Annotated in this window: 17 protein-coding genes, 1 tRNA gene and 1 riboswitch; of the genes, 1 reads left to right on the forward strand and 17 read right to left on the reverse strand. The window is 49.5% G+C overall.

All coding sequences use genetic code 11. The features are described 5' to 3' along the window. Positions 1-52: 52 nt before the first annotated feature. The gene (locus DXD92_RS13890; RefSeq protein WP_117814352.1) at positions 53-3,841 is read right to left on the reverse strand and encodes a hypothetical protein; all 3,789 of its coding nucleotides are present in this window, start codon (positions 3,839-3,841) and stop codon (positions 53-55) included. 279 nt (positions 3,842-4,120) lie between these two features. Beyond that, positions 4,121-4,324, reverse strand: a riboswitch (cobalamin riboswitch). 119 nt (positions 4,325-4,443) lie between these two features. On the opposite strand from DXD92_RS13890, the gene DXD92_RS13895 reads away from it, so the two are divergent. Continuing rightward, entirely contained in the window at positions 4,444-6,210 is a 1,767-nt protein-coding gene (locus tag DXD92_RS13895) for a DUF885 domain-containing protein (protein ID WP_158581790.1), read from the forward strand. 90 nt (positions 6,211-6,300) lie between these two features. On the opposite strand, the gene DXD92_RS13900 is transcribed toward DXD92_RS13895, so the two are convergent. From DXD92_RS13900 to DXD92_RS13975, 16 genes are all read right to left on the reverse strand, one after another. Then, positions 6,301-7,770, reverse strand: coding sequence for a hypothetical protein (locus DXD92_RS13900; protein ID WP_022461704.1), 1,470 nt, complete (start codon positions 7,768-7,770; stop codon positions 6,301-6,303). Between the two features lie 174 nt (positions 7,771-7,944). Continuing rightward, on the reverse strand, positions 7,945-8,715 hold the full coding sequence (locus DXD92_RS13905; RefSeq protein WP_118640767.1) for a TrmH family RNA methyltransferase: 771 nt from the start codon (positions 8,713-8,715) through the stop codon (positions 7,945-7,947). A gap of 11 nt (positions 8,716-8,726) precedes the next feature. Continuing rightward, on the reverse strand, positions 8,727-9,383 hold the full coding sequence (locus DXD92_RS13910; RefSeq protein ID WP_118640769.1) for a potassium channel family protein: 657 nt from the start codon (positions 9,381-9,383) through the stop codon (positions 8,727-8,729). A 15-nt stretch (positions 9,384-9,398) separates the two neighbouring features. After that, positions 9,399-10,784 carry a TrkH family potassium uptake protein gene (locus tag DXD92_RS13915; RefSeq protein ID WP_118640771.1) on the reverse strand — a complete coding sequence of 462 codons (1,386 nt, stop codon included), beginning with the start codon at positions 10,782-10,784 and terminating at the stop codon, positions 9,399-9,401. A gap of 8 nt (positions 10,785-10,792) precedes the next feature. After that, positions 10,793-11,332 carry a hypothetical protein gene (locus DXD92_RS13920; RefSeq protein ID WP_118640773.1) on the reverse strand — a complete coding sequence of 180 codons (540 nt, stop codon included), beginning with the start codon at positions 11,330-11,332 and terminating at the stop codon, positions 10,793-10,795. A gap of 130 nt (positions 11,333-11,462) precedes the next feature. After that, a tRNA-Tyr gene (locus DXD92_RS13925) sits at positions 11,463-11,546 on the reverse strand. A gap of 139 nt (positions 11,547-11,685) precedes the next feature. Next, on the reverse strand, positions 11,686-11,940 hold the full coding sequence (locus tag DXD92_RS13930; RefSeq protein WP_118640775.1) for a helix-turn-helix domain-containing protein: 255 nt from the start codon (positions 11,938-11,940) through the stop codon (positions 11,686-11,688). 49 nt (positions 11,941-11,989) lie between these two features. Continuing rightward, positions 11,990-13,198 (reverse strand): RtcB family protein, encoded by a 1,209-nt coding sequence (locus tag DXD92_RS13935; RefSeq protein ID WP_117510110.1) that lies wholly within the window; start codon positions 13,196-13,198, stop codon positions 11,990-11,992. Between the two features lie 337 nt (positions 13,199-13,535). After that, positions 13,536-13,850, reverse strand: coding sequence for a helix-turn-helix domain-containing protein (locus DXD92_RS13940; RefSeq protein WP_022461712.1), 315 nt, complete (start codon positions 13,848-13,850; stop codon positions 13,536-13,538). A gap of 338 nt (positions 13,851-14,188) precedes the next feature. Then, on the reverse strand, positions 14,189-15,553 hold the full coding sequence (locus DXD92_RS13945) for an MATE family efflux transporter (protein ID WP_118595949.1): 1,365 nt from the start codon (positions 15,551-15,553) through the stop codon (positions 14,189-14,191). Between the two features lie 170 nt (positions 15,554-15,723). Beyond that, positions 15,724-16,221 carry a flavodoxin family protein BilS gene (gene bilS, locus DXD92_RS13950; RefSeq protein ID WP_055220197.1) on the reverse strand — a complete coding sequence of 166 codons (498 nt, stop codon included), beginning with the start codon at positions 16,219-16,221 and terminating at the stop codon, positions 15,724-15,726. A 202-nt stretch (positions 16,222-16,423) separates the two neighbouring features. Further along, positions 16,424-16,846, reverse strand: a complete 423-nt coding sequence (locus DXD92_RS13955) for a PPC domain-containing DNA-binding protein (protein WP_055228550.1) — start codon at positions 16,844-16,846, stop codon at positions 16,424-16,426. A 55-nt stretch (positions 16,847-16,901) separates the two neighbouring features. Continuing rightward, complete coding sequence (locus DXD92_RS13960; protein WP_118640777.1) at positions 16,902-17,474, reverse strand: DUF6553 family protein; 573 nt, start codon at positions 17,472-17,474, stop codon at positions 16,902-16,904. 119 nt (positions 17,475-17,593) lie between these two features. Further along, positions 17,594-18,643 carry a galactose ABC transporter substrate-binding protein gene (locus DXD92_RS13965; RefSeq protein WP_330411482.1) on the reverse strand — a complete coding sequence of 350 codons (1,050 nt, stop codon included), beginning with the start codon at positions 18,641-18,643 and terminating at the stop codon, positions 17,594-17,596. A 13-nt stretch (positions 18,644-18,656) separates the two neighbouring features. After that, complete coding sequence (locus tag DXD92_RS13970; protein WP_118601136.1) at positions 18,657-19,607, reverse strand: substrate-binding domain-containing protein; 951 nt, start codon at positions 19,605-19,607, stop codon at positions 18,657-18,659. After that, a complete protein-coding gene (locus DXD92_RS13975) occupies positions 19,604-21,439 on the reverse strand; it encodes a cache domain-containing sensor histidine kinase (RefSeq protein WP_117801555.1) in 1,836 nt (611 codons plus the stop codon). Before DXD92_RS13975 ends, DXD92_RS13970 begins: the two co-directional genes overlap by 4 nt. Between the last annotated feature and the right edge of the window lie 36 nt (positions 21,440-21,475).

The raw sequence follows: 21,475 nt of genomic DNA on the forward strand, positions 1-21,475 counted from the left end.
CGCTGCCATACGGCAGCAGCCCTTTCTCATTTTTTGCTGCAAATTATTGTACTTATTTATTCTCTTCTGCCTTTACCATCTGCTGGAACAGCTCGTTTGCCTGATCCTCGCATCCGAAGATCACGCCGTAGACTTTCAGCCACTCTGCTTTCGCAAGATCGGTCTTCTCGTCTGCGGAACGGTCAACCAGCATCGGAATGGTCAGGGTTGCCAGACGCTCTGCGGTGTCGGACAGACGCTCATTTTCCTCTTTCAGAAGTTCTTCCGGAGTCTTGTCTTCGTCTGCTTTCTCATCCGTTGTCTTATCGTCTTTATCGTCCTTCTGATCCTCAGCTTTGGTATCTGCGGTCTCGTCGGCTGCATCAGCATCTTCCTCATCTTTTGCATTTCCCGGAAGGAACTCAGACGGAAGAATTGCAAAGTCGATTTCGTCTTTTACCAGAGCTTTGTAGTCCAGATCATCGAATGCTCCGTCGAAGGAGATTTTTTTGTCTTCCATTGCTTTTGCAATGTTTTCGATCTGGCAGTCTTTCTGCTCCATGCCGACTGCTTTGATGCTCTCTGCTGCGTCTAACTGCTCATCGAGAAGTTTCAGGGCATCCTCAGATGCTACGTATGTTTTCTCAACCGGAAGCTGGATCACGATCATATCTTTGTCCAGTCCTGCCGGAATCTCAACATCTTTCGGAACGATCAGATATTTGACAACATTGCCTTCGTACAGCTCTTTTGTCTTTTCGGTCAGATCTTTCGCTTTCTCAGTGCTGGTCTTTTTGGAATCGGATGCTGCTGCCGCTTCTTCCTCGTCGGTTGCTGCTGCGGTATCCTCCGCTGCTGCGGTATCGGTATCTTCTGCTTTCTTGTCGTCCTCGTTCTGTTTCTCCGGATCACGCTCGGTATCTTTTGTCATATCGATCTCCAGCAGGGTGATGCCTTCGTCGTAATGATACATCTTGAAGTACTCTGCGTAAGCAAGTTTTGTCTCTGCTTTGTATTCCAGTCCCATGATCTCTGGAGCGGTGGTATCCAGCTTGGAGTTATCGGTGCTGATCGTGGAGATTGTTCCGTCTGCTTTTACAAATCCTGTGCTGGAAGAAGTGCTGCCGCCCTTCTTTGCTGCTGCCAGGGAGATGAAGATGTTGTAGGAAATCTCATGGGCAACGGACATTCTGGTGGTCATACCGATGATGGTATTGTTCTTATTCAGCTCAACCGGAATGGTGAAGATGCTGCTTCCGCCGCTGACATTTGCCATGTATTTATTTCCGTTTGCTTTTACATATCCGTAGTACGGACTGCTGAATGCGATCGTTGCATAAGCCTGTCCGTTCGTTACAGTAATCTTGCTGCAGGAGATGGTTACCTTTCCGGATCCGCCGGAGAAGGAGAATCCGTCTGGTGTGTAAACGCCGTCTGCCAGTGTGGTTGCACTGTCTACTTTGGATGTGCCGCCGCTTAAGTCAGACTCATATTTGGATTCCTGCTCCGGTTTGGTATCTGCCGGTTTCTGGGTCGGTGCCGGAGTCGGGGTGCTGGTGGGTTTTACAACCGGTGTCTCAGATGGAGATACGGTTGGGATATTGGTCGGAACGAGGGTTGGTTTCGGAGTATCGCCCTTGTTGTCATCCGACGGAAGGTCTCCGGTCTTTTTCAGGCTGGAAGATGCAATCGTGATGGCTCTGTCGTACCATTTGCCGCTCTTTACTGCATGAGCTGCTACAGCAAATTCCTGATCAAGTGCCTCTACCGGGATTTCAAACTGCATTCCGGTTTTGGTTTCACCGTCTAAGGTGTAGTCCACTTTTCCGGTGGAAGCGATCCATGCGCCGCTCTCTGCTGCCGCATCTTTTCCGGTTCCCATATACAGATAATCATAGCCGCTTCCGCTTAAGGTGATAACTGCTGTCATTTTTCCGTTTTTCGCGGTCAGTTTTACGCCGACTACCTTGAACATTGCTGCATTAGTTGTTGCCTCTGCACTGTAAATACCATCTGCTACTTTATTGGTCTCATCTGCCGGAAGATCTGCGGTCTTTTTCAGACTGGAAGATGCAATAGTAATGGTTCTTGCATACCATTTATCCCGTTTTGCAGAATGGGAAGAAACAACAAGTGCCTGATCGAGTGCTGCTACCGGAATATCATACTGCATTCCTGTTTTCGTCTCGCCGTCTGCTGTTGTGTAATCAACGGTGCCGACGCCTGCAATCCATGCACTCTTGTCTGTGGCAGCTGCCTCTTCCGGTGTTCCCATGTACAGATAATCGTAGGCAACACCACTTAACGTGATGCGTGCTTTCATGTCGCCGTCTTTTACGGTCAGCTCTACGCCGACTACTTTGAACATAGCTGCGCCGGTCTCCGCGGTTCCGCTGTAGATACCGTTTTCTACTTTCGCCGGTTCCGGAGTTGGAGTTGCGGTTGGAACCGGAGTCTCACTCGGAGTCGGGGTTGCAGTCGGGACCGGAGTCTCGGTCGGCTCCGGTATCGGAGTTACTTCCGGTGTTTTGCTTCCCGGAACTGCAAGATAAAGCTGCTGTTTGGTGTACCAGGTTCCGTCTTTCTTTCCAAGAACGATCGGAACGGTTGTGCCGGCTTTGTCCGCATCTACTTCAAATGTAAAGGAATAACCGCCGTTTGCTTCCTGCATTCCCTGGATAGCCGGTGTTTTTGCAAGGTCATCGTTCTTTCCAAGATACAGTTTATCAAATGATACGTTGTTTGTTTTCAGTGTAAGAACGAGTTTATCGCCCTTGTTGATCATTGTTGCCTCGGAGATGACGAACATTTTGAATACGCTGCCGTCCTCTTTGGTAACCGGTGCTTCTACACTGGCTGGCTTATTCGAGGAATCCTCACCTGGATTTTCGCTTGGAGTCTCGGTTGGTTCCGGTGTTACCGTCGGGATTGCATCGGTGCTGTGGATCGTAACGGTTTTATCAGCCCATGTTTTTTTCTTGGCTGAGCGAACGGCAACATCCATCTGTTTGTCAAGCTCTTCCACCGGAATTTCAAAACGATATCCGGTCTTTTCTGCACCAGTCTTCGTATCCGTATAGGTTTCGCTTCCTGTCGGAGCAATCCAGCTCTTTTCATCTGCTGCGGCAGCTTCTGCTGCTGTTCCCATATACAGGTAATCATAGCCGGTTCCACTCAGCAGAATGGATGCTTTCAGTTTTCCATCTTTTACGATGAGTCTGGAAGAAATCACACGGAACATGCTTCCGGTTGCTTCTGCAGAAGTCTCATACTCACCATCTGCCGGTTTTGCTGCTTCCGCTGCTTTTGTTTCTTTCTCCTCGGCTGTATTGGATGCCTCATTTTTGGTTGTTTCTTTTACTTCCGTTTTCGGCTGTTCTGCCGCCGGACTGGTATTCTCTTTTACAGCATCTTTGGTTTCTTCTTTTGCCGGTGTTTCTTTTTCAGCATCTTGGGAAGTCTCATCTGCTGCTTCCGGCTCTTTTTCTGTGGTATCGGCAGTCTCTTCACCGTCTTTTGCAGTGTCCTCTGCAGTATCTTCCGAAGCATCCTCATCTGCGGATGGTGTCTCGGTCTCGTCAGATCCTGCCGGTGTCTGATCCTCTGCAGGCGCGGCCGGTGTTTCCGTCGGCTCTTCTGCCGGAGTCTCTGCAGTGCTTTCACTGCTCTCGGTTTCTGCCGGTGTTGTTTCCGGTTCTGCCGTCTCTGCTGTTTCTTCGCTCTGCGGCGCTTCCTCTGCGGCTGCGCTGCTTTCTGTCTGTGCTGCTTTTTCCTGCGTATCTGCTAATACGCTGGCAGTCGGGCTCATGATCATGGACGCCGACAGCAGCAGTGCCAGAAATTTGCTTGAATTTCCTTTCATAACTTCTCCTTTTCTTCGGATCTCCTTCGCGCATCTGCTCCGGATTCCGTCTGACTTTTTCAGGCAGCTGGGCGGTGCCTGTCCCCGTCAATGATGTCTCCCTGCAAGTAATCTTGTTTTTGAGGACACATTTTTTCTGCGAAAAGACAAACAGACATCTGCTTTTTCTGCAAAAGAGTTTCTCCACCGGAGCTCTTTTTCGGACGCATGGCGACAAAAAAGCAGATGTCCGATTTTACTTCGTACATCTTTCCATGAATATATGCTTTCATCGGAAGCGATTCACTAACCTTTCCAGCAGGTTTCCTGACTCGCAGATCTTCACGGCAGCCGCGCCTTCTCATGCGTTTCGCACAATGGCATTTCTGCAGCTAACACTCCCTGCTTACAGTGACCGGATCGCTCAGGATTTCCACCTGATTCTCTTTTACCTTCGCGGATTCTTTTTCAAATCCGTTCTGCACTGAAAAGTCCCTTATTTCATTCGTTACTGATTATAGCAAAGCCGTTTTGGAAAGTCAAATGAAAGGCCACGGAAAAAGCGCATAAAATCAGCATTTTTTACATACTTTATGATAACTGTCCGCACCGGAGCCTATTCTATGAAACCAGCTTCTCTGCACCGCCGCATCCTGTTCCCTCTGCTTCTGTGCGGCGGACTTCTTTTCGCCCTGCTGTTCTGGTATTTTTCCCCGTTCTTTTCCCCTGGTGAGAACCGCCGGTTTTCCGCGTATGTGGAGGAACGGTTCCACTCCGAGGTAACCTCTTCTGCCATCACGCTCCACTATACCCTCGCTGATCCGGCTTCCCGCGGAATTGCCCCCGGCACCGCCTCGTTCGGCACGGTTTCCATCCCTGACCGCACCTCGTATGATGCCCTGCTGCAGAGTGTGGAAACAACGCTCACATCCTTTCATCGCAACCGCCTCTCCGCGGAAAATCAGATCACGCTCGATCTTCTGCTCTACGAGCTGGACTGCGAGAAAATGCCGGGCAGCACCAGCCTTCTTGCGGAACCGCTCGGTCCGTCGCTCGGGATTCAGGCACAGCTTCCCATTCTGCTCGCAGAATACCCGTTCCGCACACAGCAGGATATCGCCGACTACCTCCATCTTCTGCAGGATCTCCCGCGCTATTTCTCCGACCTCATCGCACTCGAACAGGAAAAATCCCGGCAGGGCGTGTTTCAGAATGACCTTGCGGTCGATGGCATTATCCACCAGTGCAGTGCTTTTCTCGCCGACGCGGATACACCGGAAAGCCATCTGCTCCACACCGTTTTTCAGAATAAACTGCAGGCGTCTTCACTGTTTTCTGAGGCGGAAAGGAATCTCTGTCTGCAGACGCATGAAAAACTCCTTACCTCCTGTGTTTTTCCCGCCTACCGCTCTCTTTCCGATGCGCTTTCTTCACTCCGCGGCAAAGGAACACAGAACGCCGGTGGTCTTTCCCGGCAGGAAGGCGGACTTTCCTACTATGCGTATCTTCTCCGCAGCCGCGTCGGTGTTGATGCTTCACCGGAGGAGCTGACCCGCCTTTTAACACAGCAGCTTGCGGACCAGTGTGCCGAAATGCAGATCATTCTCGATCAGAATCCGTCGCTCTCCCTCTCCGAGCAGGCGCTCGTGCTGCCGTTCTCCACGCCTGAGGAAATGCTTGCCGATCTGCAGAATGCCGTTTCTGAAGATTTTCCCGTTCTTTCGGGTATCGCATACGAAGTAAAGACCGTGGATGACTCCCTCAAGGATTTTTTAAGCCCCGCCTTTTATCTCACACCGCCCGCCGATGTCAATTCACCCAACTCCATTTACCTGAATCCCGCGGATGAGATGACCGGCATCGAGCTGTATTCCACACTTGCCCACGAGGGCTTTCCCGGCCATCTGTACCAGACCGTCTCGTTCTCGCGCTCCGACCCGCTTCTGATCCGCCATCTCTACGCGCCGTCGGGTTATGTGGAAGGATGGGCAACCTACGTTGAATCATATGCCTGCCGCTACGCCGCACGTAATCTCGATGCAAACTCGCAGGCGCTCTGCCGTCTCTGGTATCTGAACCGCTCGGTGCATCTTACCCTCTGCTCGCTGCTGGATCTCGGAATCCACAGCCAGGGATGGCTCTTCTCGGATGCGTCAGCCTTTCTGGCGCAGTTCGGCATCACGGATGTGTCGGCCGCTGCCTCTTTATATCAGTATATTCTCGAGACACCGGCGAACTATCTGAAATACTGTGTCGGATCGCTCTCGTTTTCACAGCTCCTCTCGGAAGTGCAGGAACAGGAAGGTGACTCATTCTCATTGATCGGTTTCCATGAAAAACTGCTCCGTCTCGGGCCTCTGCCGTTTCCGCTCGTAGAAAAATATCTGTAAACGGTTCGCCCTGCTGAAAAAAAGATCCCACAGACTTTCTTCTATAAATAATAGAAAGTTCTGTGAGATCTTTTTCATTTTCAAAATTCTTTAACCTAAATTGTAAAGAGATGGATCTGTCGGCCGCTGCGGATCAATAACAGAGGCAGAATCAAACAGATCGCTTGTTCTGTCCTCGCCGCCTCCGTAGAGGTTCTGGTACAGACGGTATCCATCCAGGTTTCTTCGTCCCATACGCAGGTAATTGTCTCTTACCTGAACGAAATACTGGGAGGAATCTACGTTGCAGTAAATGTTGAAGCCCTGACTCTTTAAGTAAGCAAACTTCTCATTGTCCATCGTGTAATCGTGCCAGTCGGAAAGATCCTGTCCATGTGCAAAGATGATGATATCGCTTCCGCCGATGAGCGGTGCAACATACGTCAGCCATTTCTCGGTATCCGCCTGGATCGTCTCGATCGGTTTGTCGCCGACACGGATATGGCCCCAGGTATGGCTTGCGAATGTCCAGCCGTCTGCTTTGATCGCATCGGCTACTTTTTTCGCCTCCTCGCACTCTTTATCCCAGTCGAAATCCGGGTGTGCATCAAGCCATGCTACCTGATCATCCGTCAGATCTTCTCTCGTCTTGTAATCACCGTCGGTGCGGTATCCGAGGATTCCATCGTAGCCGGTCAGTGCTACGGTTCCGCGCGCATTGTGGTATACGGCATCCGGATGCGCTTCGATAAACTGATCCATCAGCGGGATGCAGTCGTAAGCACCGGTCACAACAGTTCCGTCATCCTGAATGTATTCGCAGGTCGGTTTTCCGTCGTCGCCGACTACCATCTTGCTGGCAATGCCGCGTCCGTCGTAAGAGTGGTAATAGGAAAGGTCATCCAGAGAAAGAACGAATGCTTTCTTGCCCTCCGGCAGGTAAATGTCCCCTTCCTCGTAATGAACGGTTCCGTCATCATCTACGGTCTTTTTCACGAGATCGTTGATCGAAACCATGACATATCCTCTGTCGTACATCTGCTGGGTGATCGCGTTGAACTCATCCACGGTGGTCATCCACTGGCAGAAGCCTGCGGTCTGTGCGTTGTCCTGATAGAACGCTTTCTGCGGATCGACTACAAGAGAATGATAGAAAATGTGGGTTACTTCGTTGACGTTGACGCGCACACAGGCATCTCTCGTGCTGGTGTACTCTGCTACTTTTGTGATGATATCCGCGTCGGTCGCTGCGCCCTCTACGCTCTGGAGCTTTTCAATGGCTCCATCGTAATCGTATGTCTGCGCAAGTGCATCGGCTTCCGCCATAATCTGTGCTTTCGTTGTCGGCGCTTCAGCACTTCCCGTGCTGTCCGACGATACGGAACCGTCCACCTCTGCTGTTTTCTGATCCTCTTTTTCCTGTGCTTTCTGCTGGATTTTTTCTGTTCCTCCGGCCAAAGCCCAGATTCCAATGCCGAAGATGACAAGCAGAACACATAGAATTCCTGTTTTGATCATCAGCGCACGCTTCCGCTTTCTTCTTCGGAGCTCCTTTTTACTGATGTTTTTTTTCTCACTCATTTTTCCTTCCTCCCAAAACAGCTTTTGCTTTTCTGGCAAATATTACAGTTTTACCGGACTGACAGAAATTCAGCCCGGACTCTGTTTTTTCTATTTTAGCTCAAAATACCGGTTCTGTCGAGTAGTTTTCCGGCGGTTAAGAGAAATGTAAGAAAACCGGTAACGCTCTTTCTTTTATGCGCGCTGGCCATGTGCCTCATACATCAGAACGGCGGATGCAATCGCTGCGTTTAACGACTCCACTTTTCCTTCCATCGGAATACGGATCAGGCACTCGGCGGCCTCTGCCATTGCATCGGTCAGGCCGTTTCCCTCATTTCCGATCAGGAATGCCGTTCCTTTTGTGTAATCCTCCTCGCGGTAGGAATGCACGCCGTGCAGATGTGCCGCGTACGTACAGATCTTCCGCGCTTTTAAGCCTTTTACAAATCCGACCGCATCGTCGACGATCAGAAACGGCATACGGTAGATCGAGCCCATCGTCGAGCGGATCGTTTTCGGATTGAAGATATCCGCGGTACCGCGGCTCATGATGATGCCGGTGACTCCTGCGCCCTCTGCGGTGCGGATGATTGTTCCGACATTTCCAGGGTCCTGCAGATCCTCAAGTATCATCAGAAGCGGTGTCTTTCCGTTGTCCATCACCTCCTCTTCGGTGTAATGCGGCATGCGGATCACACTTAAAACACCCTGCGGCGTCTTCGTGTCGCACATGGACTGGAACACGCGGTCGTCCACTACTTCGTATTCTGTCCCGTCGGACGGCATTTCATGCATTTTGCTGCCGCTCTCAGACACATATACTTTTTTCAGCCATTCCCGCGGCGCTTCCTGGAACATTTTCCAGCCCTCCGCCACGAAAACATCCTGCTCCCGGCGTTCTTTTGCTTTTTTGTTCAGCGCAATAATGTTTTTTACCTGTGCATTGCTGCTGCTTGTAATCATGAATGGTCCCCTCATTTCCTGTTTTTCATCAATTTGGCAAGTTCTTTGTTTTCGCCGATCAGAATCAGCACTTCCTCTGCGCGGAGCAGCGTCTTCGGATTGACCGTGACACGGATGTCTTCCCCGTCCTTGACGGCGATTACGTTGATACTGTATTTCTTCCGCAGATCCAGCTCCTCGAGGTTATGCCCCGTCCACTCTTCCGGCACGGGAAGCTCTACCATGGAAAACGAATCCGACAGCATGAAGAAGTCCTGGAAGCCACCGGAAATCAGGCTTTTTCCGAGGCGGATGCCCGTCTCACTCTCCGCCATCACGACGCGGTCCGCGCCGACTTTTTTCAAAATATTGGCATGCATCTGGCTCATGCCCTTTGCGATGACGAGCGGCACGCCCGCCTCTTTTGCCTGCAGGGTGGCGAGGATGCTCGACTCCATATTTTCAGCGATGCCGACGATCACGACATCCATGTTGCTGATGCCAAGCGATGCAAAAACACGGCTGTCGGTGATGTCCGCGCGCGCCGCATATGTGACGAGATCGGCGATCTCCTGTACCAGCTCCGGGTCTTTATCGACCGCGAGCACTTCTTTTCCTGCCTGCGCCAGCGTTGTCGCCACGGCGAAGCCGAATTTTCCAAGTCCGATGACTGCGTATTGTTTACTCATGTTTTTTCTCCTCTTTTATCCAATCAGCACCCGCTGTTCCGGGCGCTGGATATCCACATCTTTTCTTCCGCTTCTCCGCCGCAGTGCAATAGCCAGCGTAACCGGTCCAAGACGTCCCATGAACATGACCAGAATTACGATGATTTTTCCCGCCGCCGGAAGGGTCGGCGTAAGCGACCGCGTCAGTCCCACGGTTGCCACAGCGGAAACGATCTCATACAGGCAGTCCAGCAGAGGACTTCCGGTGACAGAGATCAGAAGCACCGTCGCGGTGAATGCCATCGTCAGTGCGAAGAAGAAAATAACGACCGCGGTGCGGATGTTTTCTTCCATGACCTTCCGTCCCCAGACCACGGTGTCGGAATCGCCGCGGATGTAGGATGCGACGACCACGAGCAGAATCGCAACAGTCGTCGTCTTGACACCGCCCGCCGTTCCCATCGGAGAGCCGCCGATGAACATGAGGATCATACTTACCATCGCGGAGCCGTCCGAGAAGTTTGCCTGCGGGATCGTCTCAAAGCCGGCGGTTCGCGTCGTCACGGACTGGAAGAAGGCCGCCATAGCCTTCTGCGCCGGTTTTAAGCTGCCAAGCGAGGATGCGTTGTTCCAGTCCAGCGCGAGGATCAGAAGCGCCCCGCCGAACAGAAGAATGACGGTTGTCGTCAGAACCAGTTTGGTGTGGAGCGTGAAGCCGCGCACGAAGTTTTTCCGGGTCCGTTTTCCTTTTACAAGATCCTGCACGCGCTCCAGCACTTCCCACCAGACCGGAAAGCCAAGGCCGCTTAAGAAAATCAGGCCCATCGTCGTAAAGTTGATGAGAGGGTTCGTCACAAACGGGGCGAACGAGGATTCCCCGACGAGGTCAATTCCGGCGTTGCAGAAGGCGGATACGGAGTGGAACAGGCTGTAGCCGATTCCCTTCCAGAAACCGTATTCCGGCACAAACCAGAAGCTGTAGAAAAAGGCTCCCGCCAGCTCCACCGCCGCCGTGCCGATCAGCAGCTTCCGCACAATACCGACGCTGCCCTTTAAAACCGGCAGATTGTAAGTGTCCTGGATCAGTTTACGGCTCTGCAGACTGATTTTCCGGCGCAGGATCAGAAACACCATCGTCAGGCACGCCATGATGCCAAGACCTCCGAACTGAATCAACCCGAGGATCACAATTTTTCCAAAGGTACTCCATGTCGTCGCCGTCGGAACGGTGACAAGGCCCGTCACGCAGACAGATGTCGTTGCGGTAAACAGGGCGTCGAGCCAGTAAACGCTTTTTCCGTCCGCCGCAGAAACCGGCAGGCAAAGAAGAATCGTTCCCAGCAGGATTACCGCCGCAAATCCCAGCATCATAATCCGCTCCGTCGGGGTATGCCATTTATTTTTGCTTTCTTTTTCGGCCATTGCTCCTCCTATTCTGCCGCTTCATTTTCTGCTTCACTGCTGTAGTAGAGCTTTCCGGTCTCACTGTCCGTCACGGTAATATCCGCAAAATATTCCCCGCAGGAACCCTCACACTGGTAATAGACGTCAAACGAAACCGTCATGTCATCTTCTCCTTCCAGGTATTCCGCGTGAACCTGATTTTTCGCGGTCCCCGTCGTTCTGCTCCACACTTTATCATCCGCAAGAAGCTCCTTTTTGATCTTCACAGGAAATTCACTGGATGCAATTTCGTGCTGATTGGACTCGTTTTTGATCCGGTAATAGAGATTCATGTACAGCCCGTCATCTTCCTCATGGAAAAACCAGCCGTAGATATCATCCTCCGCAACAATCGTCGGCTGGATCAGCTCAGCGTTTGTTTTGGTCGTGAATGCATTCATCTCATGCGTAAACTCATTCTGCATCCGGCGATGCTTCATCAGCCAGTTGCCTTCCTTCACACCGGCCGCAGCCACGGCAAGAACGACAGCGCCGATGCAAAGGCCAATGATTTTCTTTTTTGTCATTATTTAATTTCCCCTTTTCTTTTCGAAATACAAAAATAAGATACCCATAAGAACATACTTATGAGTATCTTATCAGTTTGCACATATAAAGTCAACGGAGCCGGTGGAGACTTTCCGCGACCGGTTTGCATGGGCAGAGTTGGACTCGAACCAACGGTGTTTCTATTGTAACGGATTTACAGTCCGCCGCCTTCGCCGCTAGGCTTACCTGCCCTTGTTATGTCTTTATTATATCTCATCGTATGTGGTTTGTCATTCAACCTGCGGTATAATCCTGCGTTTTTTGCGCACCGGGCGGATTGCTTCCCCCCTTCGGGCTTTGCCGCTCCGGCGCGCCGGATCAGAACCGGACTTCATGCACTCGCAAGCACAAGCTCTCTTGTCTCCACAATCACGATCTCATCGATCGACACATTCAGTACCGCTGCCAGCACGACCAGGTTGTCGATTGCCGGCATGGCGGTGCCGTGCTGCCACTTGTAGATTGCCTGCGGGGTGGTGAAACCGAAAATTTTCTGCAGGTCACGGACGGTAAGGCCTGCCTGCTGCCGCAGTCTTGTAATGTTTCTTCCTGTTGCTTCCATATCAATTGACGGAATTGCCATCATTTTTTTCTTCCTCCTTCTTGCGGAGGAATTTTACTGGTTTCCTCCGCCTCTATTCTGATGCTTTGAAATTGTAGACGGGACGCAGCACCTCCACGACATCGACCGATGCACGGACTATATCGAGAATGTCATCCAGCGATTTGTACGCCATCGGCGCCTCGTCCAGGGTATGTTCGTTGACAGAAGTCGTATAGATTCCCTCCATGCTCTTCCGGTATTCCTCCAGTGCCAGGGTTTCCTTCGCTTTTTTGCGCGACATCAGCCGTCCGGCTCCGTGCGGGGCAGAATCGTTCCACTCCGGATTTCCTTTTCCGACGGCGAGAATACTGCCGTCGCGCATATTGATCGGAATCAGCACTCGTTCTCCTTTGTGCGCTGCGATTGCGCCTTTTCGGAGTATCATCTCGTTTGTGTCGATATAGTTATGAATCGTGTGGAACGCATCGGTGCCGGTAAGGCCGGTTCGTTCCAGCAGGATTTCCGCCATTTTTTCCCGGTTCCGGCGTGCAAACTGCTGGCAGATCTCCACGTCGTGCAGATAGGCTTCCAGATATTTTCCGGTCAGATAGCAGAGATCCTCCGGCATCTGCGCTTCGTCCGGTTTCCACTGCAGCTGTTTTAACGCCTCCTGGATTTCCTTTCTGCGGCCCTGCTCTTTGTAGGTGCGTATGAGCTCCTCGCGTTTTTCCAGGTACTCGTCATAACCGCGGTCCAGCCGCACTGCCAGATTCTGGTAATACTCTGCCACCTGTTTTCCGAGATTCCGCGAGCCGGAATGGATGACGAGATATTTTGTGCCGTCGGCGGCTTCATCGATCTCGATAAAATGGTTGCCGCCGCCTAAGGTTCCAAGCGACCGCTCCAGGCGTTTTGTGTCTTTTAATTCCCGGCTGCAGGCAAGTGTCATCAGGTCAAAACGTTCCTGTCTCCCCTCCCAGACATTCATGCCGGACGGGATAACATGTGCCGCCTCGTCGATTTTTGCAAAATCAAGTTCGGCTCTTCCAAGATTTACGGTGTACATGCCGCACCCGATGTCCACGCCGACGACGTTCGGCACTGCCTTGTCGCGGATGGTCATCGTTGTTCCGATCGTACATCCTTTTCCCGCATGCACATCCGGCATGATGCGGATCCGCGAGCCTTCCGTCATCGGATAATCGCACATGCGGCGGATCTGCTCGATGGCTTCCTCCTCTACGACCCTGGCATAGCAGATGGCTGTATTTACTTTTCCTTTGATTTCGATCTGATCCATTCCGGGTTTCTCCCTTCTCAATTTGTTCTGATATAAAAATTTAATAGAAAAAGCCACCTATCCCATGTGTTCAACATAAGATAAGCGGCTCCTCTTCGTTCGTATCCAGTTGTCTGATGCGGTCGTCTAATTTGATCCTCCCGTATCATATTCCACAGAATCCGTTCTGTCGCTTTTCTCAATTGAACATATCAAAACAAAGCCACGCTGTTTGACGACAAACGTTGCTTCTGGGGTATGTTCTAAATTGCGGTAGCCAAAACGTATTCCTGCTGACATCTGTTTTTCCTTTCCAAAACCTTTTTAACCGATTCTTTTTCTGCTTTTCTTCACTGTATCACAAAATAACGATTTTGTCATTATACCAGCGGTTTAATCTTTCTCGGATTTCTCTGTATTTGCTTCGGAAACGAGGAATATCCCCGTCAATGACGAGGATATCTTCGATGCTTGTGTTTAATAATCTGCTTAAAATGAGAAAGTTGTCCAGACTTGGTAGACACTTGCCGGAAATCCATTTATAGACCGCCTGTGGATTTTCAAAACCCATGGCATTCTGAATGTCTCTCACGGTGTATCCGCTTTCACGAAGAAGGGATTTGATGCGGCTGCCAGTTTCTTTCTGCTGGATTGACAAATAAATTGGTTCCATCCTGCACCTCCATATGTTTAAGCCATCCCGAAACACAGTTTTATCTTATCATCCGGTACTGGAAAAATCCAGTTTTTTCTTCCTGTTTCTACACAACCCGAATGATCTGTTCATACAAAAGGATTTTCTTTTCATCTACATTCCGATTGTCATGTGCTGCAAGATTATTCCGTCCCTCTTCCATCTCTTCTTCGGATGCAAGCTCCTCTTTCCACCAGCTCAGGTGATTGATCCGGTACGGCTTCCAGCCGCGGTCAAAAATCTCATCTCAACGACTCTCTTGCATATGCGCTTTCCTTTTTACCGCAAGAAGATGTCTAGAGCGTGTGGCGAACTTCCTATTTCTTTTCTTCTATCAAATGATGATTCAGCCATTTTCCTGATTTGAACCGGATGGTAAAGAGAATGGACCGCAGGCTCCAGTCTGCCGCCATACCGATCCAGACCGCAATCGGGCCGAATCCCCATACGCGGCACAGGTAAATACAGAGACTCACACGGCACAGCCACATCGTACAGCAGGATGTGATCATGGAGAATTTTACATCCCCGGCAGCCCGCATGCCGTATCCCGGGACAAACGCCATGACCCAGCAGAGCGGCTTTACAATCGTGATAAAGATCATCATCTGCATGCAGAGCTTTGCACTCTCTGCCTCCATACCGCCGATCATCGTAATCGGTTTTGTCAGCACAAATACCAGCAGACAGCTTGCAACGATAACCACTTCTGACAGCCAGCACAGTTTTTTAATATAGTAGATTGCTTCATCCTTCCGGCCCGCGCCGAGACACTGACCGACTACCGTCATCAGTCCGATGCCGACACCGATCGCAGCGACACCGTTCAGGTTCTCAAGGATGTTCGTCATCGCCTGCGCGGCAATGGCAACCGTGCCAAGTGTGGACACAGTGGACTGAATCGCCAGCTTTCCAAACTGGAACATACTGTTCTCGATTCCCGATGGAATACCGATGAACAGTATTTTTTTGATCAAACCAAAGTCCGGCCGAATGGAAAGATACTGCTTCACAAAAATCGGTTTGCTTTCATCCCGAAGCTTCCACAGTACGACAACCGCACAGAAAATACGCGAAATTAAAGTCGAAATCGCGGCTCCTTCGACACCCATATGGAAGCCGAAAATAAGAATGGCATTTCCGCCGATGTTCATAAAGTTGGAAATCACCGAAATCACCATCGGACTGCGGCTGTTGTTCTGCGCCCGCAGAATGGATGCGCCCGCATCGTAAAGACCGATAAACGGGAATGACAGCAGCGTAAACAGGAAATACACCTGTGAATTTTTCATAACATCCGCTTCCACTGCCCCGAAAATCACACGCAGCAGCGGAACACGGAAAATCAGGCAGCCCGCGGATAATGCGACGGACAAAACTGTCATAACAAAAAGCACCTGCTGTGCCGAACGGATTGCTCCATCCCGTTTTTCGCTTCCAATATACTGCGAACAGAGAATCGCTCCTCCTGCCGCCAACGCAGAAAGCGCCTGAATGACTAAGATATTAATGGAATCCACCAACGAGACTGCCGAAATTGCGGCAGACCCGACATTGCTGACCATCATCGTGTCGACAGTTCCCATCAGGGAAGAAAGTAACTGTTCAATGATGATCGGAATTAAAAGCTTGCGAAGATCCGTGTTACTGTATAAATGAGTTTGTTTTGTTGTAGTTTTCATTGTTTTTACTTCTGCATGACCTCATCTGCCGGATATGCTTTGCCAGCCCTGCCTTTTCCACACCTTTCTTTTTTCTCTCCATTCTATTCCATTTGACGACCCATTGCAATCATTTCGCGAATTTTGCTCTTATCTGATTATTTTTATCAAGCACAATATACTTTTCTATCTCATAATGACTTTTTCAGTCTTTCCAAATCTTCGCTGTCCGGATGTGACAAAGCACGGTCAAAATTCTGAATCAGCAGATCAAGATTGGCCGGATGTTCCGGGTTTTCTTTCATTTTCACATACCGTTCACGCACAGACTGCGGCATCTTTCCCTGGCACATATACTCACCGATGACCGTATTGCTTGCATCAATCGACTGTTTGACTTGTCCGAGAATCTTTTCAAAATAGGCATCACTTCCGCCAAATCCAGCTGTTCCAAACAGAAAAATCTTTTTATTTTTTAATTTCGACAGCAATTCTAATGTCTTTTGGTCTGCATTCCCTTTGTCCGTCCAAAATCCGATATAGCATACGTCGGATTGCGGTACCTGCGAATCGTTTGTGCCAAAATAATCGCATTTGTCCTTTGGCAACGTTTCATAGATTGCATCAGCCAGCTTCTTTGTATTACCCGTTAAGCTGCAAAACAGGATCGAATAATGTTCTTTTATCATAGCCCATACACCTCCAGTTCAGGTATTTATGTGGAAAATCCACTTTTTCGTAAATTGTATTATCTCTTCAGATCACATCTCGATTTCGCTTACGCTGCATCCCGATGTTGCTTCTCACTATTTCCTCTCAGGCTTTTAAGTCAAGCGGATATTCGCAATCCGCTTCGCTACTTGCTCATAACCGAATAGCTGCTTTGCAGCTTCAGTTAAACTTAAAAATATTAAGTCCGGTTTCTTCATCATGAACTCTGTCCACTCTTCCGTCAATTACCGTGATGACCAGCTCACAGGTTGCACTGACAATCGCTCTGTTCAGATGTCCTCCAAACACCTCGCCCTTCTGATTTCCGGCACTCATATGAAGATGTGCATAATATTCTCCATCCATTGTATTGATTGTACCTGTCAGTGATGTAATTTCATAATACCCCTGGAAGCTGTTTGAATAATATTTCTTTTCGTCTGTCTTGTATACTCCGACTGTGAAATCATTGATCGCTCCAAGAGCCTGGACACTGGCAAGCTTTATATTCTCCTTTATGGCAATTACCCTCAGCTGCTCCAATATTTCTTCGTCTTTGTCAATCCTTGCTACTATAACATTGTCAAATTTTCTGTATTCCATTTTATTCTCCTTTCTCTTTCCGCCCGGTCACTTTTCAGACATTACTGCAATAACCTCAATATTTATTCAGAAAATGCTCCCTGTTCGGATACTCCTGCCGATATGCCCGGAGGGCGGCTTCCCGGAGCAGGATGAATTCTTTTTCCATGTGAAGCAGGCGTGGTGCCTTGAACGCGATCACACTGATCTGTTCGGCGATTTTTTTCGCGATTCCTTCTTCGGACAATTGTCCCATGCCGAATACCAGAGAGGTAAATCCTCTGCCTCCTCTGCTGACCTGAATAAATTTCAGGAATACATTGTACAGTTCATCTGCAAGAATTTTCTGGTATCCCTCATCTGACTGCATGGCTTCCGCCAGACACAACGTAGAGAGAATCCGGGCTCCCATCTTTCTTCTGTCGCCTCCCGGATCCAGAGAGGTTCCTTCCGCCAGATACTTCAGTTCCATCAGGCATTTGACAAATTCATCCTTCTGGAGCCTGCGTTGTCCGTATCGGGCCGTCCAGAGCCGAGCCCGGTATTCTTCTTCCCAGGCTTCCTCCTCTCCGATATATTCTTTTAAGATCTGCTGCCGTTTTGCCGGATCTGTCTCCTGATAAAAATCTTTGGTCCATGTATGTTCCATCTGTTTTTCCTCATTCTGTCAGTCGGATATTCGCAATCCGCTTCGCTGCTTGCTTGATTGGTTTAAAATAAAGACACGTCTTTACTTACTCTTTCTGCCTGCAAACGCAGTCTTCCTGCTTACATTTCGGAGTGGGAAATCGTCTCTTCTGCGTTCAGGTACTCATCGATGTTGCTGCCGTCTACCTTCTGATATTCTGAAAAATAATACCGGCCTTCTTTCAGGCTTTCCTGGTCAAATTCCTCTCCCTCGAACAGCTCCACTGCCATTTTCGCCATTTTCTTTGCCTGATCCACTCTGTCATTTAGGATGCTGCCCTGCATCTCTCCTGCCTTTACGGCTTCCAGAGCCTCTTCCAGGCCATCAATTCCGAAGATCACCGGCCATTCTTCACGGACATAGCCTGCTTTCCGATAGGCCTCCACAGCCCCAAGTGCCATCTCATCGTTGTTGGACATAACAAGTTCAATCTTTTTTCCGTACTGGCTGATCAGACGGTTCATGCGGTTTTCCGCCTGTCCCCGGTTCCAGTCCGCTAACTGATAGCTTAGCTTTTCCAGTATAACATCATTCTTCATCAGTGTCTTTACGGAATACTCTGTTCTGCTGATGGCATCCTGATGGCCTGCTTCTCCTTCCAGAAGCACGTATTGGATCTTTCCATCCTGATTTTTATCGACTTCCGGATGGCTCTTGATGTATTCTTCTGCAATCTCGCCCTGCATAATCCCGGACTGTTCTGCATCACAGCCCACATAATACAGCTTTTCCCACTGCATCAGGTCTTCCCTTACCGGTTCCCTGTTAAAAAAGATCACAGGAATGTCTTCATTCCTTGCCATTCGGATGATCCGGGACGGAGCTGTCCGGTCCACAAGATTGATACAGAGCACATCACAGCCGGCATCAATCATCTCTTCCACCTTTTCGTTCTGTTCCTGCTGATCGTCGTTTCCGCTTTTTGTCGATACGATAATCCTTCGTTCTTTGTTTTCCATGGCTTTCAGCTGCGCCTTCAGTTCATCCGTCAATCCATTGATAAAAGGATCATCCTGAGTGTAGGTTATCACTCCGACCCGCAGGGTTTTCTCTGTCTGGTCCGACTTGCCGGAACACCCCGACAGCACAAGCACCGCACTCCCTATCGTGGCAGATAATAATACTGCCACCCTTCTTTTCTTTTTATTCATAGGAATATAAAAACCTTTCTAAATCTTCGTCCATAGAGAAATTTTCCTTGCCAAGTACCTGATATTCGGTTATATATCCTTGCATTTTATAAGACCTGTGCTCGATCCTTTTGGTTATTTCTTCCACACTTTTATAGCCGATTTCATATCCGTCCGGCACAGCCAGCCCCTGAATGTTTCCGTTATCCAGAAGTGCAATTGTCTTCAGACTGTAACCCACTCCATAGAGCTCCGCGCCCTCGTATGTTCCATTTTCTGCCTGCTCTCCAAACTCTTCCAATATTCCTGCATCCAGGATGACAAGAGCATCCGCCTCTGTTTCCTTCTTCATCCGCTCCACAATGTCCTGTTCTTTTCTCCGGTAAATACACCAGCTGATCTTGCTTTCGCTGCCTTCCAGCGCCTCGTTCAATCCACAAATCTCCGCCTGTACAGCCTCGGACATTTTCCAGTCGGCGATAATTCCGATCTTCTGCTTTTTTGTTCTCAGCCGTTCTCCCAGCCATCTTCCGATCTCCCGGTAATCCGGCTGGATCGTGGGACTGGCAGTTTCCCCTTCTTTTACCGCCAGACCATCTGCAATCAGCAGATACGGTTTCTTTCCACACTCTTTTTTCAGCATATTTTCCGTCTCATGACCGGGTGCCGGATATATGATAAAGCCATCAATATCGTTGTCCTTCTGTTCCCTGATAAATTCTCTTTCCGCCTCCGGCCCGTCGATCTCTTCCGTATTGCAGATGATCATATGAACGTTGTTCTCTGCCGCAGCCTGCTTCATTCCCTTGATCAGGGCATCCCAGCGTTTGTCACCGGACTCCGGAAGAATCACCGCAATCCGGGGCTCTGCTACGTTCTGATCGAAAATCTTCCATACAAAGAATACTGCCAGCAGCAGCAAAAGAAACTCAATTATAAGAAATTTCATTCTGTTCTTTTTCATCCGCCCGGTCTCCTCTGTATGTATTTTTGTAATTCCAATGCTTCTGCGTTTTCCGGTGTATATGGGATTGCCGGAATACGGATCGTAACCCTTGTTCCTTCGTCCGGTTCGCTTTCTATGGAAAGTCCGTATTCTTCGCCAAACATCAGCCGGATTCTGGAATGCACATTGATTACGCCCACACCGGAACCATGCTTCGGAACCTTGCTGTTATCCGTCAGAATATTTTCCAGGACTTCTTCCCGCATGCCCATCCCATTGTCTTCGATGGTGATCAGAATGTCCTCGTCTTTCTTTTTTCCGCTGACGATGATCATGCCGCCATCATCCTCATCCATATTGCCAACGCCATAATAGATGGCATTTTCCAGGATAGGCTGGATCACCAGCTTTACAATGCAGTAGTTTTCAATCTCTTCCTCAATCCGGAATTCTGTTTTAAATCGCTCTTTGTACCGGGCCAGCTGGATATTCATATAGCTTCTGCTGTGCTGCAGCTCATCCTTAATGGGAATGATGGTCTTACCCCGTGACAGACTGACACGAAGTAATTTTGCCAGTTCGGAAATCATACGAACCGCTGCTTCATTTTCCTGGGCTTCCACCATCCATGTGATGGACTCCAGTGTATTATACAGAAAATGGGGGTTGATCTGGCTTTGCAGGGCATCCAGTTCACTTTTTCTTCGTTCATTTTGCTGCCGGATGATCTCGTCCATCAGTTTTTCGATCTGTTCATAGGACTTCTGCACAGAATGTCCCAGATGGCGGATCTCCGAGGAGCCGCCGATATAGATATCCGGTTTTCCTCCTGCCTCATGGGCCTTGACGGAAGCATCCAGCTCCCGGATCGGTTTGGATATCTTCCGGGATACCAGCTGATTTCCCTCCAAAAGCATGACCAGAAGAACCAGAATCGTGGCAAATACATAGTAACGGAAGTTCTTGTAGTTTGCCGCCTGCACGCTCTCTGGCACAACACCGATCATCTTCCAGCCTGTATAGGCTACGCTGCCGACGATCACGGTCTCGTTCTGACCGCCGGAACGGATCTCGTAGGTTCCGTCCTCGTATTTTGCCGCGTCCAGACTGTTTTCTTCAAATAATCCGCGGTTTAACTCCGTTCCCCGTGGATGATAGATCATCTCTCCGTCCTGACTGGTCAGATAATAGTAGATTCCGCCGGAACAGTCATTGATCTGCTTCATCACGTCCCTGATCACAGAATATTTCATATCCAGTAAAAGAATACCTGTTTCCGGTGTCTCTCCCTTGTTGACATCTACATACCTGCTCAGGGAAACGACCCATTGGTACCGATAAGAGCCGTCCTCAAACAGCTCCTGGATATGCGGTGTGGAAAAGTGTATATTTTCAATGGCATCTTCCGCATTTTTATACCATTCCTGCGTCTGCACCTTCACATTTTTCTTTTCTGCCGCCACCGGCTCCGATGCAATCAGATTTCCTTTGGGGTCATACAAAGCCAGGCTCTGGATCTTATCGGAGTTGGTCTCATAGAGCAGACTGAACTGCTCCGAGAATTCCCCGCTGGATATATCAAACTGCTGGACCACGTTGTAGTTTGCCCCGTTTATAATCTGCCGGATATCCAGCAGGTCTGCATCTAACCGGTCCACGGTAGCCTCTACAGTAGCTTCCGTGTTGTCCACTGCTGTTTTTTCCAATGCCAGCTTGAATCGATGGTAAAGCAGCAATCCCATTACAATGATCGTAACCAGTGAAATCGCCATAAGGACAGACAGGATGATCGACTGTATGTTAAATACGATGTTCTTCCTGGAATCCGGCTTTCTTTTTCTATCTTTCATGTATTTTCCCTTTCACCTGTTCCCTCTTTTCTGCCT

Source organism: Blautia sp. TM10-2 (assembly GCF_003480845.1).
GTDB lineage: Bacteria > Bacillota > Clostridia > Lachnospirales > Lachnospiraceae > Fusicatenibacter > Fusicatenibacter saccharivorans.